Source organism: Mesomycoplasma ovipneumoniae (assembly GCF_038095995.1).
Lineage (GTDB): Bacteria > Bacillota_I > Bacilli_A > Mycoplasmatales > Metamycoplasmataceae > Mesomycoplasma > Mesomycoplasma ovipneumoniae_F.
The window spans coordinates 33027-49130 of the sequence record NZ_CP146005.1 but is presented as its reverse complement, the minus strand read 5'-3'; the positions used below and the strand labels follow the sequence as shown (position 1 = coordinate 49130).

Annotated in this window: 13 protein-coding genes and 2 tRNA genes; 3 read left to right on the top strand and 12 right to left on the bottom strand. The window is 29.3% G+C overall.

Going from position 1 to position 16104, the window contains the following annotated elements; all coding sequences use genetic code 4:
• Positions 1 to 2 precede the first annotated feature (2 nt).
• The 4 genes from V3249_RS00215 to V3249_RS00200 all read right to left on the bottom strand — a co-directional run bounded on the left by V3249_RS00215 (position 3) and on the right by V3249_RS00200 (position 2743).
• Positions 3 to 920, bottom strand: coding sequence for an NAD(P)/FAD-dependent oxidoreductase (locus V3249_RS00215; protein WP_044285771.1), 918 nt, complete (start codon positions 918 to 920; stop codon positions 3 to 5).
• A gap of 109 nt (positions 921 to 1029) precedes the next feature.
• Entirely contained in the window at positions 1030 to 2010 is a 981-nt protein-coding gene (locus V3249_RS00210) for a prolipoprotein diacylglyceryl transferase (RefSeq protein ID WP_341517553.1), read from the bottom strand.
• A 134-nt stretch (positions 2011 to 2144) separates the two neighbouring features.
• Entirely contained in the window at positions 2145 to 2636 is a 492-nt protein-coding gene (locus V3249_RS00205; RefSeq protein WP_341517552.1) for a peroxiredoxin, read from the bottom strand.
• A gap of 33 nt (positions 2637 to 2669) precedes the next feature.
• Positions 2670 to 2743, bottom strand: a tRNA-Trp gene (locus tag V3249_RS00200).
• 301 nt (positions 2744 to 3044) lie between these two features.
• Between V3249_RS00200 and V3249_RS00195 the strand changes: the two genes are divergently transcribed.
• Entirely contained in the window at positions 3045 to 3833 is a 789-nt protein-coding gene (locus tag V3249_RS00195) for a hypothetical protein (RefSeq protein ID WP_341517551.1), read from the top strand.
• Positions 3834 to 4095: 262 nt separating this feature from the next.
• Here the strand turns inward: V3249_RS00195 and V3249_RS00190 are convergent, their stop codons facing one another.
• The gene (locus V3249_RS00190; RefSeq protein ID WP_337896924.1) at positions 4096 to 5178 is read right to left on the bottom strand and encodes a hypothetical protein; all 1083 of its coding nucleotides are present in this window, start codon (positions 5176 to 5178) and stop codon (positions 4096 to 4098) included.
• 131 nt (positions 5179 to 5309) lie between these two features.
• On the opposite strand from V3249_RS00190, the gene V3249_RS00185 reads away from it, so the two are divergent.
• A complete protein-coding gene (locus V3249_RS00185) occupies positions 5310 to 6185 on the top strand; it encodes a hypothetical protein (protein WP_318055499.1) in 876 nt (291 codons plus the stop codon).
• A 6-nt stretch (positions 6186 to 6191) separates the two neighbouring features.
• Positions 6192 to 6863 (top strand): hypothetical protein, encoded by a 672-nt coding sequence (locus V3249_RS00180; protein ID WP_337899434.1) that lies wholly within the window; start codon positions 6192 to 6194, stop codon positions 6861 to 6863.
• 1010 nt (positions 6864 to 7873) lie between these two features.
• Here V3249_RS00180 and V3249_RS00175 read toward each other — a convergent pair.
• The 7 genes from V3249_RS00175 to V3249_RS00145 all read right to left on the bottom strand — a co-directional run bounded on the left by V3249_RS00175 (position 7874) and on the right by V3249_RS00145 (position 15916).
• Positions 7874 to 10357 carry a glucose PTS transporter subunit IIA gene (locus V3249_RS00175; RefSeq protein WP_341517550.1) on the bottom strand — a complete coding sequence of 828 codons (2484 nt, stop codon included), beginning with the start codon at positions 10355 to 10357 and terminating at the stop codon, positions 7874 to 7876.
• A 242-nt stretch (positions 10358 to 10599) separates the two neighbouring features.
• Complete coding sequence (locus V3249_RS00170) at positions 10600 to 10869, bottom strand: HPr family phosphocarrier protein (RefSeq protein WP_010321031.1); 270 nt, start codon at positions 10867 to 10869, stop codon at positions 10600 to 10602.
• Between the two features lie 122 nt (positions 10870 to 10991).
• Positions 10992 to 11065: transfer RNA gene (locus V3249_RS00165), tRNA-Gly, on the bottom strand.
• A gap of 64 nt (positions 11066 to 11129) precedes the next feature.
• On the bottom strand, positions 11130 to 11684 hold the full coding sequence (locus tag V3249_RS00160) for a thymidine kinase (protein WP_337902614.1): 555 nt from the start codon (positions 11682 to 11684) through the stop codon (positions 11130 to 11132).
• A gap of 83 nt (positions 11685 to 11767) precedes the next feature.
• The gene (locus V3249_RS00155) at positions 11768 to 12679 is read right to left on the bottom strand and encodes an ABC transporter permease (protein WP_318085509.1); all 912 of its coding nucleotides are present in this window, start codon (positions 12677 to 12679) and stop codon (positions 11768 to 11770) included.
• A complete protein-coding gene (locus V3249_RS00150; protein ID WP_341517549.1) occupies positions 12679 to 14397 on the bottom strand; it encodes an ABC transporter permease in 1719 nt (572 codons plus the stop codon). Before V3249_RS00150 ends, V3249_RS00155 begins: the two co-directional genes overlap by 1 nt.
• Positions 14390 to 15916, bottom strand: a complete 1527-nt coding sequence (locus V3249_RS00145; protein WP_337902616.1) for an ABC transporter ATP-binding protein — start codon at positions 15914 to 15916, stop codon at positions 14390 to 14392. The genes V3249_RS00150 and V3249_RS00145 overlap by 8 nt, the downstream gene beginning before the upstream one ends.
• Between the last annotated feature and the right edge of the window lie 188 nt (positions 15917 to 16104).

Sequence of the window (16104 nt, the reverse complement as noted above, 5' to 3'; positions counted from 1 at the left end):
TTTTACTTAATTCGATTAGTTAAAATTTTACCAACAATTGCACCATCATTTGCGGCAGTAACAATTTGTCTAATTTCTTTTGTAACAACATCACCAACAGCATAAACGCCAGGAATTTTTGACTGTCCGTATTTGTCAACTGAAATAAAATTAAATTTATCAAGAATTTCTTTGTGGTTTTTTTGTAAAAAGCTAGTAGCTGGTAAAAAACCAATGTATGGGAAAAGCGACTTAATTTCAAGTGTTTTTTGCTCACCATTATGATCAATAATTGCTGATTCAAGTGCGCCGTCTCCACGGAGTTCTAAAACTTTAGCATTAAATAAAATTTCAACATTTTTGTTTTTTTTGAGCTCTTCAATCAAAAGTGGCTCGGCGATAAATTTGTCATCACGAACTAGAACATAAACTTTTGAAGCTATTGAAGCTAAAAAACTTGATTCCTCAACAGCAGAATTTCCTCCTCCAATAACAATTGAAGGTTGGTTGGCATAAAAAGGACCATCGCAAACAACGCAATAAGAAACTCCTTTACCTTCAAAATCAAGGTAATTTTTAATATCTAACGGTTTTCTTTCAACCATTCCGGAGGCTACAACAACGGATTTTGCTGTGAAAGTTTTGCCGTTTTTGCAAACAACTTTATGGTCAAAAGGTGAGTTAGACTCAATATAATCAACATCGCAATAACGGTGTTTTGTTCCGAATTTTAGTGAGTGTTTATACATTCTTAGCGCTAAAGATGCACCATCAATAAACTCATCTCCAGGTCAATTTTCAATTTTAGATTGTGAAACAAGTTTCCCACCTGGGGCTCCTTTTTCCAAAATTAGAACTTTTAAATTACCACGAGAAGCATAAAGAGCGGTTGTTAGACCAGCTGGACCTGCTCCAATTATTATTACATCATAATTTTCCATGACTAAACCCCTTAAGAATAAAATTTTAATGATTATAAATAATTATATAATATTAAATTATAAAAAACATTAAAAACTAATGTTTTTCGTTGTAAAATTTCAATTTTGCCTAAGCCTCTAAGATTTTTGGTTCTGATTTTGTTGGCTCAGAAAGGTTGCGATTTCATCTAATTCAAGGCAAACCAATATAGCGTCTGTTTTCTTTTGTGTATCTTTCAGAAAATGCTAATTTTAACTTTTTGTTTTCAATTTTTACATAGTAATTTGTGAAAAATTGAAAGCGGATGAACAACAAAATTCCCAGAATTATCATTAAAATTGCAATTACAAAATAATAAACATATGATTCTTGCCGTAAAAATTCCATAGAAGCCCGAACAATTCCGTAATATAAAATGTATAGCGCCCCTGTTGAACCTGGTTTGAGTCATGAAAAAAGATTTAATACTCATACAATTACCAAGTAACCAAATAGCGAAGTTAGTGATTCATAGAAAAATAATGGAACACGGAGTTGACCATTTGGCGCATGTTTATCGGCAATAAACATGTTTTTTCGAATAAAATCACCTAATCAATTTACGGTTTTACCTTCAGGATCAAGAAATCCATAGACTTCGTGATTTGTAAAATTTCCTCATCTTCCTAAAAATTGGCCAATTAAAACCGCCGGCAAGATAAAGGAAAAGCCTTTTCGTCAATCAAAACTAGCCCGTTTTCGATAAGCATAAATTAAATTTGCAACAGTTGGAAAAATAACACCTCATTGAATTGAAAGTCCGCCTTGGCGAATATTTCATCACTGTTGTAATGATGTTAAATCACCTACCACTAAACGCTCAAGAATATATCCAAAACGTGCTCCAACAATAGAAATAGGAATTGTGATAAAAATCAGCGCGGCTAAATGATCAAATTTGTAACCTTCGCGTTTTCAAAAAAAATAAATTGTGATAATTGACGCAACCATACCCAGAACGACTGTGAGGGCATAAATTGGAATTCAATCCTGAATTAACCAAAAAGCCTCACCTTCTTTAAAAGGGCGTTCATTTATTAGGTCAGCGGGAATTTTTGTAAGGTTATTCATTGTTATTCCTATTTTATTTTGTCTTATAAATTATACCACTTTTTTTATTTTTAAAAAATAAATAAAAAATACACAAATAAATGTGCATTTCTTGGATATGTAAATAAAAATTAATTTTTAAGTTTTTAAGAAAATTATGAAAGGCTTTGAAGATGTTTTTCTAATTGTTCAAAATTAATTTGATCGTGAACATCAGAATTAGGTTCAACAACTAAAACTTTTCCTTCAGAGTCAACAATAATATAACCACGATTTAATAAAAATACATCATCAATTAAAAATCCAGTAGCTAATCCAAAACTACGCAAACGATAGTCAGAATATATCTCCATATTTTCGGATAAATTTGCATTTTTTCACTGAGCAATCGCAGAAGGAAGATCTAGTGAAACTGAAATAAATCTAAATTGTGAATATTTCCTTGATAAATCACGGATGGATGTTGTTTGTTCATCACAAATTTTGGTGTTAATTGACGGAAAAATTGAGATTAGCGTTGTTTTTCCAAAATTTTTAAAGTCAACAACATCAAAATTTATATCACTAACGGTAAATTCTAGTTTTTCTCCTGGTTGTATTAACGATGAAACTAAATTATATGCTTTGTTCTTGAATTTTGTTTGCATCTTGTCACCTTTCGTATTTTAAAAATAATTTTTTGGCGGGGGTTAAAGGATTCGAACCTTCACTGATGGGTTTGGAGTCCATGGTACTGCCATTATACTAAACCCCCTTTTTTCCACAATCTAATTAAATTATACCCTAAAAAGTTATAAATAAAAACTAAATGCTAAATAAAAAATGTTTATATTTACAGGAAAATTAATATCCTAACCTATTAAATTTTTAGCTAAATTAATAGAAAAATTCAAACAATTACTTTTTTATCTATGGCTTTGATTCTATCGGTTTTATAAATTTTTTCTTCTAATTTATATGATGGTAAAATTTTTTATTGTTTTTTAACTTGTACTTAATATTATAAGATACAATAATGTTAAATTATAAAAATAATGGATATTAATTAAATTAACATGATCCAAAAATTCTACATGCGCTATTTGGAATTGTTTAATAGAAAATTTCTTCATATTATTGTCTTACCTTTTATTTTTTATCTAACAATAGTAATTATATTTATAATTTCATTTAGTAAAATTGAATTTATAAATACCAACGGTGGATTATTTCTCGTAAGACTAGGTTCCTATTTGATTTTTATTTCGCTAACAATTATTATCTTCAGAAATTTTTTTAGCTTGTTTTCTTTATATAAAAAACAACGACTTAACACGGAGTATCAAGACTATATAGTTGAAGTTGGTTTGTGATTATTTGCAAATTCTCGTTGATATTTTAAGAAAACTAATAAAATTAACAATGCTTCTTACTTGCAGGGGAAGGAAATAAACCCCGAATTGAAACAATTTTTATCTAAAATTATTTATAAAATAAGTAAATTTGAGTTATGATTTGCAACTTTTTGCTTTAGTTTTTCAATTTTAACATTTATTTTACACGAAATTTTCTTAACTCTTGTTTTTGGTAATAAGAATTTTGCTATAGATTTTACCCGAGATACAGGTGCGCTTATAAAAGTCGATAAAAATTATATTAATTTATTGACAATCATTTTAGTTATTATTTTTTCTATTACTATTTTGTTGTTTTTTTCTTTTTACTTTTTTATTTTTTACAACAATAGAAATTTATCGAAAATTTATAGATTGATTTCAAATTCCTTTGTCAACCATATTGAATTAATCACAAAAACTTTTAATAAGTCTTTGTTTGGAATTTATTTAAAAATAAATAAAAAATAATTATTCAAATTGCTAATGGGTCTGTCATTTGTTATGTTTTGTGACAAATATTTGTTTATTTTCCAAAAATGTCCATTTAAAAGATTTGAAAAATTAATTTAGGTTGTGTGGGAACGTGAGTCTTTACATAACGAATAACCTGAATTCCTAGATTATTATATAGTCAATAAAAGAATGTTATAATCTCATTAATAGAATCAACTATTAATGAGATGCTTTGCAAAATAAATGCTTCAACACTTATTAGGTCAAAAGTTTTTAATTAAATAAAGACTAAAAGCACAACTATTTTATATAAAGTGTTAAGCAAAAACTCTTGATTGTTATTAGAATAGATTAAAATTTGGTTTTTATTTAAATTTTCGTTAATTTTATATTTTAACGATACAGCCTTTAAAACTTTTATAAAGGGGAATGACTTATTAATTTCTATAATTTCGGTGTCTCAATTTGGTGAAATTTTTGAATTAAAAATTATGTTCTGTTTATTTATCATTTTGAAATTATCAAAGAAAAAATTTACGTTTTCCAAGCAGATTTCATTTGAAGATAATACATTTTTAGACCTGTTTAGCGAGTTAATTTTACTTATGATATTATATTTGTTCTTCAAAAAATAGTCATTTATAACCATCAAATTATTAAATAAGTTTCTTGAATTCTTATTTAAATGGAAAAGTGATTTAATTTTTTTTGACAAAAACTTATTACCTTCAATAGAATTTATCAATTCAAATTTATATGCGTTTTTAGGAAATCAAATTAATTCTATATTGTCTCTTAGAAAAAAATCAAAAATAAAATTATTAATAATAATGCTTAGTAAATTTTTCCTAATAAATGCTCTTGTTTTATGAAATAGCAACTTATTTTTCAAAATAATTTTTAGATCTTGTAAAGTTATAATGATTTTTTGGAAATTTAGTTTGTCTGATCCTAAAAAATGATTGGATAAAACTGCTGAAATTTGAAATATTTTAACCAAAATAGCATATTCAGGTTTTACAAAATAAAGATTTTTTTTAATTTTTTTGTAAATATTAGGTTTTAAAAACTTTGCCAAAATTATCTCGATAGTTAAATCTAAATTTTTAAATTCAAGTTTTTTAAAAAAAGGTGTGCTTAATTTTACATCTAAATTTTTGTTTTTATTGAGTTCAATCATTAGTTTTTGATTTAGAAACCTTAAACTTTTAATCTTTTTAGAAAAAATTATTAAATCTAAATCACTAGGCTTTCTTTCTAATATCCCATAAGAATTCAGGACAAAACTTCCTTGCACAACCTTTATTAAATTCTCGTCTTTATTTTGCGCTATATCAACATTATCTAAATTAATTATCATTTTTATGCCTCCCAAAAACTCAAGTAAATGTTTAGTTTTTTTACTTGAATTTGTCCTAAAAAAAGAAAAAAAACTTAAAATTATTATTGTATAATTTTAAACATAATTATAACAACGCGGAGGCAATAAAAATGAAAAATCTAGAACTAATCAATCTTTTGAGTTTGGGTAATGTTGTTGTTGCACAACCTTATGAAAATACTGATGTCAAACTCAAAAATTTAATCTCTAAATTTGAATCTAATATTTTAGACAAAATTCAAGACGAACACACAAAAAACTTGTTAATAACAGAGTTTGGGAATTTACTAGATTCACTTGACTCGTTTACTTATAAACAATTTAACTATATTTTTAGAGGAAGAGTTTTTAATAATCAAGATCAAAAAAATAAAACTTTCCAAAAACTTAGATCTACAAGCGAAATTTATAAAAAATTTCAAGAATTGAAAAAAACTAATTCTCGTAGAAGAGCGAGAAGAAGTTTGTTTAGTGAATACCAAAGGCTTACCGTCGAAGATTGAATTGATCGAATTCAACGGGCTATTGATTTAAATAATGCTTGATCTATTGAAAAGAACAATAATGCCGTTGCCTGAGGGGTTGGGGCGGCAGGAACTTTTGCGGGGACTGGCTTTGCTGTTGGTGCTGCGCTATTAACAGGCCCTATTGGTTGATTAGTAGGCGGGATAGCTTTAGCAGTTGGTGTAGTTGGTACAGCTAGCGCCGGAACGCAATTAGGTTATTCAGTCAACTCAGATTCGAAATCTTATAATTATTGAGAAGTTGCTCAAAAAATGACAAAGGAGCTTGATAGTTTAAAACTTATTTTTCGATTAATTAAAACTTCAAACAATACGGCTTTAGAAAATGAACTTAAAGAAGAAATTAGAAAAATTATAGATAATATAAATAATTTAAATAATAAAAATAAATTATTAGGATCAGGAAATATAATAAATTTTCAAGATTTTGATATTGAGGAAGTACTTGCTTGAGGGTATTAATTTTTCATGAAAGCAATAACTCTTCTTTTTAAATATCTTTTTTTAAACTGGGTAGTTAAATTGTTTTTCTTTTTAATTGTTTTTTTAGAAACATTTTTTTTAACACTCACTGCCGGTTACAACGATTTCCTTATTAATTATCCAAAGTTAAGTTCTAAAATTATTATTTGGGGTGTAATTTCAGCATTGCTTATTTTATTTTTATATTATTTAATAAAATATGTTTGATTTATAAAGAAATATAAAAAAGAAGCGTTAAATTTAACTAACAGTCAATTTGAAGAAAAATATGAAAAATTATCGTTAGAACCTCGTTGATGAATTATTATTCGTGATATGTGGAATTATCCTGATGAGATTGAATTCAAGAAGGAGAAAAAAATCTTTTTATTTCACGTTCATTATAGAATCTTTATTTTGCAAATAATTTATATATTTATTTCATTTATTTCCTTGGCGATATTAACAATAATTATTGCAGTTCTTCCTATTAAAACTGCTTATTTCTCTATTCACTTTGCGATATTTGGGTTAGGTTTCATCATCATTGTTATAAGTCACTTTTTTTTACATAAAATATCAGTTCTAGTTATTAAAAACACAATTGAAGCAGTTTATAATAAATACAAAAATTCAATTGCAAGGTTTTTTATGCCGAAAGTAAATATCAAACCGTAGTTTTTAATGTTTAGTCGTTTGCTTGAAACGGGAGTGTTCATAATTTGATGAGATAATCTTAAAAAGTGTCCGTCTTGGGCACTTTTTAACTTTTTTGACAAAAGTTAATTACCTTTTTTATTAGTGATTTAATAAGAAATCAAAGTAAAAATCATACCTATTTCAAATATTTGGTCAATAGGAACGCCATCAAACTGGCAAACTCAGGAAAAATAACTATTCAAGCAAAAATACTGAATTTTAAATCTAACACTCACGAAAGAAAAATCTACTTATTAATCAAATAAAGTAAACTAAAAAAGCTAAAATTTTAACTTGAAAAGCAAAATTATGAAATTTTTAAACAACCTTTTTTAGTTAAAGCGACGGCCAAAAATCAATTTATGGGTAAAATAACAAAAATCATAAAAAAATACAACTGCTATTTAAACTCAATGCAAATAGAAAACTCGTTTTTAATTAAACTTAGCCTAAAAAACATATGAAGTTTTGAAAGAACAATAATCAAAAGCCTTAAATTTAAAGATTTCTAAACGGGTAAATTTAAGGCATTCCATCATATTTAAAAATATAATGGATAATCCGCACTATCTGATTTTAGTATGGCAAAAAACATAACTAATTCCTCCTTAATTCATATCAAAATTTATTAATTATTCTTAGTGAGTGTAATTATAACAGAAATTTTTTTTACACCAAACATTTTTTTTTTTTTTTGCAAAAGGTTAATTTTAAAATAATAAAAATTAAGACTTTAGGTCAAAAAATACTGATTTGACGGTATTTTCGTCTTTTTATTTTCACTAAAAAGTGAATTTTGCCATTAAACTGTCAAACTCAAGCATTTGTTTAACTTCAACAAAAGGGGTTATAAATTTTTGCAAAAGGAGCTTGATAAATTTACTATAAAAAATTATTTGTATATTTTAGTCTAAATTTAATTCAAAATAAAAGCCACGAGGTTAATCGCGGCTTTTTTACAAAAATATTCTAAAATTTAGAGACCAATTTTATTGTTTTTTGGTTGGTAATGATTTACCAACTAGCACTGGGAGTTGATTAATGTTTTGTAAAGGAACTTTAAATTGGAATTCTTTTTTATCTGACTCGTGAAGAATAACAACGATAATATCGGTATTTTTTATTCCTGATTGAGTTAAATAATCAAGATCAACGCTAGCAACTTTATCTCCAACACTAATATCTTGTCCAGCTTCAACAAAAACCTCAATACCTTGACCTTGAAGTTCGACAGTATCAATTCCGATGTGAATTAAAACTTGGGTTTTATTATCTTTAGAAGCAAATCCAATTGCGTGTTTGGTATTAAAGACCATTTTAATTTGACCATTAATTGGTGAAAAAATATCTTTTTTACCGGTGTTTCCAACACGAATAGCAAAACCTTTCCCTAATTTTTCTTCAGAAAATACTCCGTCTTTTACTTGTGCTAATTCAATTAATTCACCTGTTGCTGGAGAATAAATTTCTTCTGGCAAGTGGCAAGTTTTGTTTTCACACTTAGTCATTTCAACTTTTTCTGGCATAGGTTTAGCTGGTTTGTTTTTCAAAATTGCGTCAATTTCGTCTTGAGACATAGCTTTAATTAAATCACGTTGGGAATTAATTTTTGCATTCATTTGCTCAGCGATTGGCCCTAAAATTGCCTGAACATGGTGTTGTCCTTCAACTTTTATAGCAACAACGCCGGCAGCTTTTAATTTTTGTTCGTCAACAAGTGATAAATCTTTAATGTCATAACGAAGACGTGATGCACAGTTATTAAAATTGGTAATATTATCAATTCCACCATATCCATCAACGATCGCAAGAACTTGTGGGTCAACTGATGAGGCAGATTTTGAACTATCTTTACGTGCTAAATAATCAGATTTTGTAAATAATTTGGTAGTTGTTCCTCTTCCAGGAGTTTCAAGGTTTTTCCATTTGATAACAAATAGGAAAACAAAGTAGTAAATTGGTGCATAAGCAAGCCCTACTACTAAAACTCACCAGAAATTTGTACCTTTTTGGACAGGAACGGCTCCATAAATTAAAAGGTCAAGAACTCCACCTGAGAAGACCATTGGAATGTGAACTCCGGCTAAATTCGCAAACATGAAGGAAAGGGCCATCATAAATGCGTGGAATCCTCAGAAAAGTAGTGGAGATAAGAATAGGAATGTAAATTCAATCGGTTCTGTAACACCAGTTACAAATGAAGTTCCTGCTGCTGGAATAACAGTTCCTGCAGTAACTTTTCGATTTTCTTTTGGCGCTGCCATAATCATGGCTGCTGCAGCTGCTGGAAGACCGAACATCATTCCTGAGAATTTACCGTCAGCAAATCTACCAACTTTGAAACCATGGTTTTCTAAAAAGGTAAATAATGGGATTGAAACTGCTTTTCCATCTTCGGTGTAATCGATTGTGTTAGCAAATTTCAATAAATAAATTGAAGCTGTTGAGTCACCAACAAATTTATCTTTATTTTGAGCATGGTCAAGTAAAATTTCTTTAAGTGAATCACCAGGAATTACTTTACCGCTAGCAACTACTTCGTAAATTACTTGTGTTTGATTTGCAGCTTCTGTAGTTTTTTGAATAACTTCAATTCCTTGATCTTTTGCTCAGTCAGCGATAGTTGCACCTGCGTCTCCTCCGGCTGATGAGAATCAAAGTGGCGCGTAGAAAACATGGTGTAGACCAAAAGGAATTAGAGATCTTTCGATGTAACCAAAAATAAATGACTCAAATCCATAAGGAACTTTTGCAAGTGAAGCACCAAAGAGGTTAAGCCCAATTCCTATTCATGGTCAGAAAATTAGGAAAACAAAAGCTAAAAGCCCCATTACCGGAATTGTGATTAATGCAACAAATCTTTTACCTCCATAAAATGAAATCATTTGTGGTAATTGAATTGTATGAAAGCGATTATATAGATATTGAACAACAAGTCCAACAGCTATTCCACCAAAAACTGAGGTTTGAAGTGCCCTAAATCCGAGAGCACCACCAACAAGCCTTGTTAATCCGGCTGGATCACGTCCTGCACCAGAGAATAAAATAGAAACCCCTTTACCAATGCTTTTTTTAGCATCAGCAGGATCAGGAATATCAACATCAGTGATAAAGACTGTTTGGACTGATGAGAAAACAAGATATCCAATTAATGTTGCAAAAACAGCCACACCGGACTCATCGGTAAAGGCAATAACAAAGGCAATCGCAAATAAAACCGGTAAACCGGCAAAAACAGCATCACCTAGGGCTTGGATAAATTGCCCAAATTGTTTAAGGTTATGAAGCGATTCGGCGTTGTTTGCAATCGCAGCACCAACTCCTAAGAGCAGACCAGCAATGGACATAACTGAGATTGGAAGCATAAAAGCGCCAGATAATTTGGACAAAATTTTACGCAATTTCCCAGCACCAGAGTTGTTGGTGCTCTTTCTTATTTTTTCACTGAAAACTGATTTAAGTGAAATGGACATTTTTCTCCTTTCTTTTTTTATATATAAAATAATTAATTTGATAAATTGATAACGCAAAAAATCAAATTAATTACCATAATTTTACATTATTTTATAGGTTTTGCTAGAAAATAATTGAAAAATATATTTTTTTTCAATTTTCGGTAAGATTTGGCAAAACCTGCAAAAAAATAAAATAAACCGACGTTTTGTCGGTTTATTTTATGCAGTGTTTTTACTATTTATACAAGGTTTTTACTTGTTTATTCAAGAATTAATTTTTCGGCAATAATTAATTCTTTGATCGCTTTTGCGGCAGTAATTTCGTCTTCACCTGAAACTTCAATGGTAAAATTTGATCCCATTTTAATTCCAAGAGCCATTATATTCATGATTGATTTGGCATTACCTGATTTTTCACCAGATATGATTTTAATTTGTGATTTGAATGTTGTTGCTAATTTTGCAACTTTTGAGGCAGGGCGGGCGTGAAAACCAAGTTTGTCTATTACTGTTCCTGAAATTATTTCCATTTTTTTTCCTTTTTAAGAAATTAAATCTTTTTTAAATTATACATTATTTTAAAAAATAATGTATAAAATGTTAATAAAAAAAGCGCGTTTGCGCTTTTTCTGAGAATTTGGACAACCTGATATGGAGCAAGTGAAGGGAATCGAACCCTCACAGTCAGCTTGGAAGGCTGAAGTTCTACCATTAAACTACACTTGCCTTTGCAAAAAACAATTTTACCACAAAATTTTGAATTAGTAGAAAAAATATTTTTTTTTTTTTTTTATAGGTTATGACAAGCACGGCAACGCGCCTCGTATTCGGCGCTATCACCAATTAAGTTTTGCTTTTCTGATTTAACAAGGCGGGCTGTTGTGGTTGCAGCGCGTTTGCAAATTGTGCAAACCGCTTGTAATTTGGTGACATTTTCAGCAATTGCCATTAAATTTGGCAAAACACCAAAGGGTTTGCGACGAAAATCCTGGTCAAGGCCGCTGACAATCACGCGGATTCCCTTGTTTGCAATTTTATCCAAAAAGGGAATGATATCTTCTGCAAAAAATTGAATCTCGTCAATTGCAATTGCCCCATATTTTTCTTTTGCAAATAGATCTTTTATTTCCTGAGTTGTCTTAGCACTAAAAGTTGGAATTCTTAGACCTGAGCGCGAAACAATTTCGCAGTCAGAAAAACGGTTGTCAATTAAAGGTTTTATTACTAAAATCTTAATATTTGCATAAGTTAGAATTTTTATTCTTTTGATTAGTTCGTCAGATTTGCCTGAAAACATCGGGCCGGTAATAACTTCAATAATACCTTCGAAAAATTTTTTGTACATAATAAAACCTTGAAATATTTTTTCGTGAATGCTGTTTTTATTTTTTGATAAGGATTTAGAATTATACTATAAATTTTTAAGTTTTATTTTAAAGATTTATCATAAGGTATTCCAAGTGCTTTTGGCGCTAAATCTTTTCTGGAAGTAAGACCTAGAATTAAAATTGTAACTAAATATGGTGCAGCTTCAATAATTGCTAAAAAGTCACCAAAATTTCCGGCTAGGCTAATTGAAATTGTGTATAAAAATGAGAAAATTAAGCCATAAATTACAATTAAAATTATTTTTCAACGTCCCATAATTAAAATTGTTAGTGATAAAAATCCTAGCCCCTGAACGTCGCCAGTAAAAGAAGACCCCAGGTACTGGAAATAAAAAGCGCCTGCAATTCCGGCAATTAAACCTGAAAGAAAAACGCCAAGTCATTTCATTTTATTAACATTAATTCCGGCTGCAGCAACAGCGTGCGGATTTTCACCAACGGCTGAAAATCTAAGTCCAAATTTTGTTTTGGAAAAAACAAACCAAGTTACAAAAATTAATGCTGTTACAATTAGTAATTTTAGTGAAAAAATGTTCAAAAATGTTCGATGTGGACCAAAGGCAAGTTCATTTACTGGTGACTCAAAGCGACTACTATTTCCATAAATTTTAAGCAGTGCAAAAGCAATTGCTGGGGCCAAAATGTTAAGCGCTACTCCTGAAATAATATGATTTCCTTTTAGTTTTATTGTTAAAAATCCATGCAGTAGCGAAAATAATCCTGAAAAAAGCGCTGCAAGTGGGATTAAAATTAACTGCATCGCCATGTTTGAAACATCAAAAAGAATTGAAAAAAGACCATAAACTGTCGCCCCAATAATCATAACTCCGTTGATTGCAATGTTTACAACCCCAGCTTTTTCACTATAGAGTCCTGCTATCGATCCGGTTGTTATTATTGAGAAAAAAACAAAGAAAAGTGCTAAAATTGGAATAACTGTTTCTCAGGTCATTATTTTTCCTCCGTTTTTAAAGGTTTTTTAGCTTTTTGGTCTAATTTAAATTTTTCAATAATTTCAGATTTTAGACTACGAAACTGAAGGTGATGTTCAATAATTTGCTGTCAAAAGGCATTAAAATTATTTTTAGCATCAAAGTAACCTAATTCATTTAGTTCAATATTTAATTTACGCCTTTTTTGGTTAATTTGCTCAAAAAAGGCTAATTTTTCCTCAACATTTTTAGACTTAAGCGCCGAATCTAGGTCAAAATTGTTTTTTAATTCTTTCTTTTTTTGTTTTCAGATTATAGTGTTGTCATAATTCTTAATTTTTAAGTATGCTCTTTTTAGTAAAAAAAGTTTAATGTTTATTTTTTGAATTTTTCTGTAAATTCAAAAAATATTAACTTTTTGGTATAAAAATAAAGTTAAAAGTTCTGCTTTAATATTTTCAAAATTAGTAATTTCTGTTTGCAAATTCCTAATTTTTTCCTTTTTTTCAGGTTTTATGAACAATAAACTTAAATTACTGTGAACACGACTTGTTGGCTTAATTTTTATATTTTTTGCATTTTTAGCACTGAAAAATCGGCCTGTTCTAGATAAGTATCAAACATTCATCGTTCATTTTAGAGGCTTAAAATGAATGAAAATAACGGATATAGCAGATAAATACACTATAATTCCAATGATAATTTGAGTTGTTTGTTGATTTAAGGCGATTGAATGAGCCTCAAGTGCGTTTGTTCCAATTAGAAGAACTGAGTAAAAAAATGATATTGGAATTATTCCAAAAGGTGAGTTAAAGGCTAAAAGCGCTAATAAAATAGCATCAAAACCTTCTCGTGGCATTCCGGCCTGAAGTGTAAAGGATCTTCTGTAAAAAACATATCAGGCAAAACCGGCAATTCCGCCGACAATTCCTGAGAAAGTCATGACTGCTATAGTTGTTTTTTTGTTATTAATTCCGGCATAATTTGCAGCATCCTTATTTTGCCCGGTGATTTTTATTGAGAGGCCGATTGAAGTTTTTTGCAAAACGAACCAGATTAAAAATGCAAATAATAATGCTAAAAATAACATTATTATTGAAAAATTACGGGTTAAAAATATGGATGTTAAAAATGCCGTCTCGTTTATAGTTTGTGAAGTTAGTGTTGTGGTTTTAAATCCGATGTCAAGACTTGTTGATGTAAGGAAAAATTTACCAATATAAAAAATTATTCAATTTAATAAAATTGTTGAAATAACTTCATTTATTTTCAAATAAGATTTAAAAATACCAACTAGTGCCCCCAGAATTCCGCTTGTTAAAATTCCTAAAAATGCGGCTATTAATAGTCGAGCATAAATATTAATTGATGTTAAATTTAAGACAATCATCAAGGAAACTATCCCTGAAATCATCATTTGTGCCGGAAGACCGATGTTAAATAACCCTGATTTAAAAGGAATTGCAATTGCAATACTAGCAAAAATGAAAATTGACGTAATTAATAGTAAATTTCTAACTTCATTTCAGGCAAAAGCGATCTTAAAAACAATAGTATAATAAACTTTTAGCGGATTGTACCCAAATGATCAGATAAAAATAAAAGAGACTAAAATTCCAAAGAAAATTGCCCAAAAAGTAGACAAAATCTTTTCAGATAAGCTTTTAGAGGTGTTTTTTTCTAATTTTTTAAAGAAAAAATTAGAAAAAATAGAAAAATTAATTTTTTTCTTAATCATGATTTAAACCTGCCATTAGTCTACCTATTTTGTAACGGTCAATTTCATTTGCAAAATATTTTTTAGAAATTTGGCCTTTATTGATAACGCAAATTGTGTCTGCGAGGGCCAAAACTTCATCAAGCTCGTATGAAATGAGTAAAATTGTTTTATTTTTGCTTTTTTCTTCAAGAATTTTTTGATGAACCAAATTTATTGCCCCGATATCAAGTCCACGAGTTGGCTGAACTATTAAAAGTACTTCGTGATCAGTTAAAATTTCGCGGCCTAGAACAAATTTTTGTTGGTTACCTCCAGATAAAAGTCGGGAATTTTTTTGGCCAGTTTTATCACCTCTTACATCAAAAAGTTCGACAATTTTATCGTATAATTCTTGAACTTTTTGAGTTTTTATATATTTTTTTGAAACATATTTTTCATTTCTCATGTTTCTTATTATTGAATTATCTAAATTTGGCAAATCTAAAACTATTCCGTATTTATGACGGTCACTAGGAACATAGGAAATCAAACCAAAACGAGAAGCGGCACTTGAATTTTCCAGATTTATAGGTTCGTTGTTTTGGTTATAGACCAAAATTTTACCTGTTGAATGAATTAGACCTGAAATTGCAAGTTCGACCTCAAGTTGACCATTGCCTTCAATACCTGCAATTGCAAAAATTTCGCCTTTATGAATTTCAAAGTTTAAATTTTCGATTCTTTTATCAAAAGAAGCGCTAAGATTTTCAACTTTTAGTCCAACTTGAGTGAAATCTTTTTTAAGCAAATTTTTTGAGCTAACAACTTTTTTACCAACCATTGCTGAAGTCATCTCGGAAATACTGATGTTTTCAAGATTTTCAAAGTTGGCAACGACTTCTCCATGACGCAAAACGGTCGCAGAATTTGCAACCTGTTTAACTTCAGATAATTTATGTGATATAAAAATTATTGTTTTACCGGTTTTAATAAAAAATCTTAAAATGTCTAAAAAGGAATCAATTTCTTGTGGGGATAGAATTGCTGTTGGTTCGTCAAAAATTAAGATATCTGAGTCTCGATATAAAATTTTTATAATTTCAATTTTCTGTTTTACAACCACAGAAGCATCGCCAGTTTTTTGGTCTAAATCAAATTCAATATTGTAAATTTGTTGTATTTTTTTTATTTTTTCACGGGCAGATTGTCGATTTAGAACACCGCGATGACTAAATTCCTGACCTAAAATAATGTTTTCAAAATTAGTATAAGCATCAACTAGTTTAAAATGTTGATGAACCATCCCTATTCCCAAGTCACTTGCACGATTAGGGTTGTCGATAAAAGATTGTTTTCCGTTTACTTTTATTTGTCCCTCGTCTGGTGTATAAATTCCAAAAAGAGTAGACATAAGTGTTGATTTTCCGGCACCATTTTCCCCAATTAGTGCGTGGATTGTGTTTTTTTTAACTTTAAAGCTAATGTTTTTATTAGCAAAAAAGTTACCAAATTTTTTTGAAACGCCAATAAACTCAATTACATTTTCTTCTCTGTCCATTTAATTAAATTTTAGCAAAAAAAATTAAAAAATCCAGACAAAATAGCCTGGATTTTTTTCTTGATTTGAAAAAGCACTGAAATTATTTATTAATTTCAGAAACTAGTTGATTAATTCGAGCTTGTTGATCTTTGTCCATTTCTGGAACCCGAGTTTCCCAGTTTTAAGACAAAAATTCACTTTTTAGT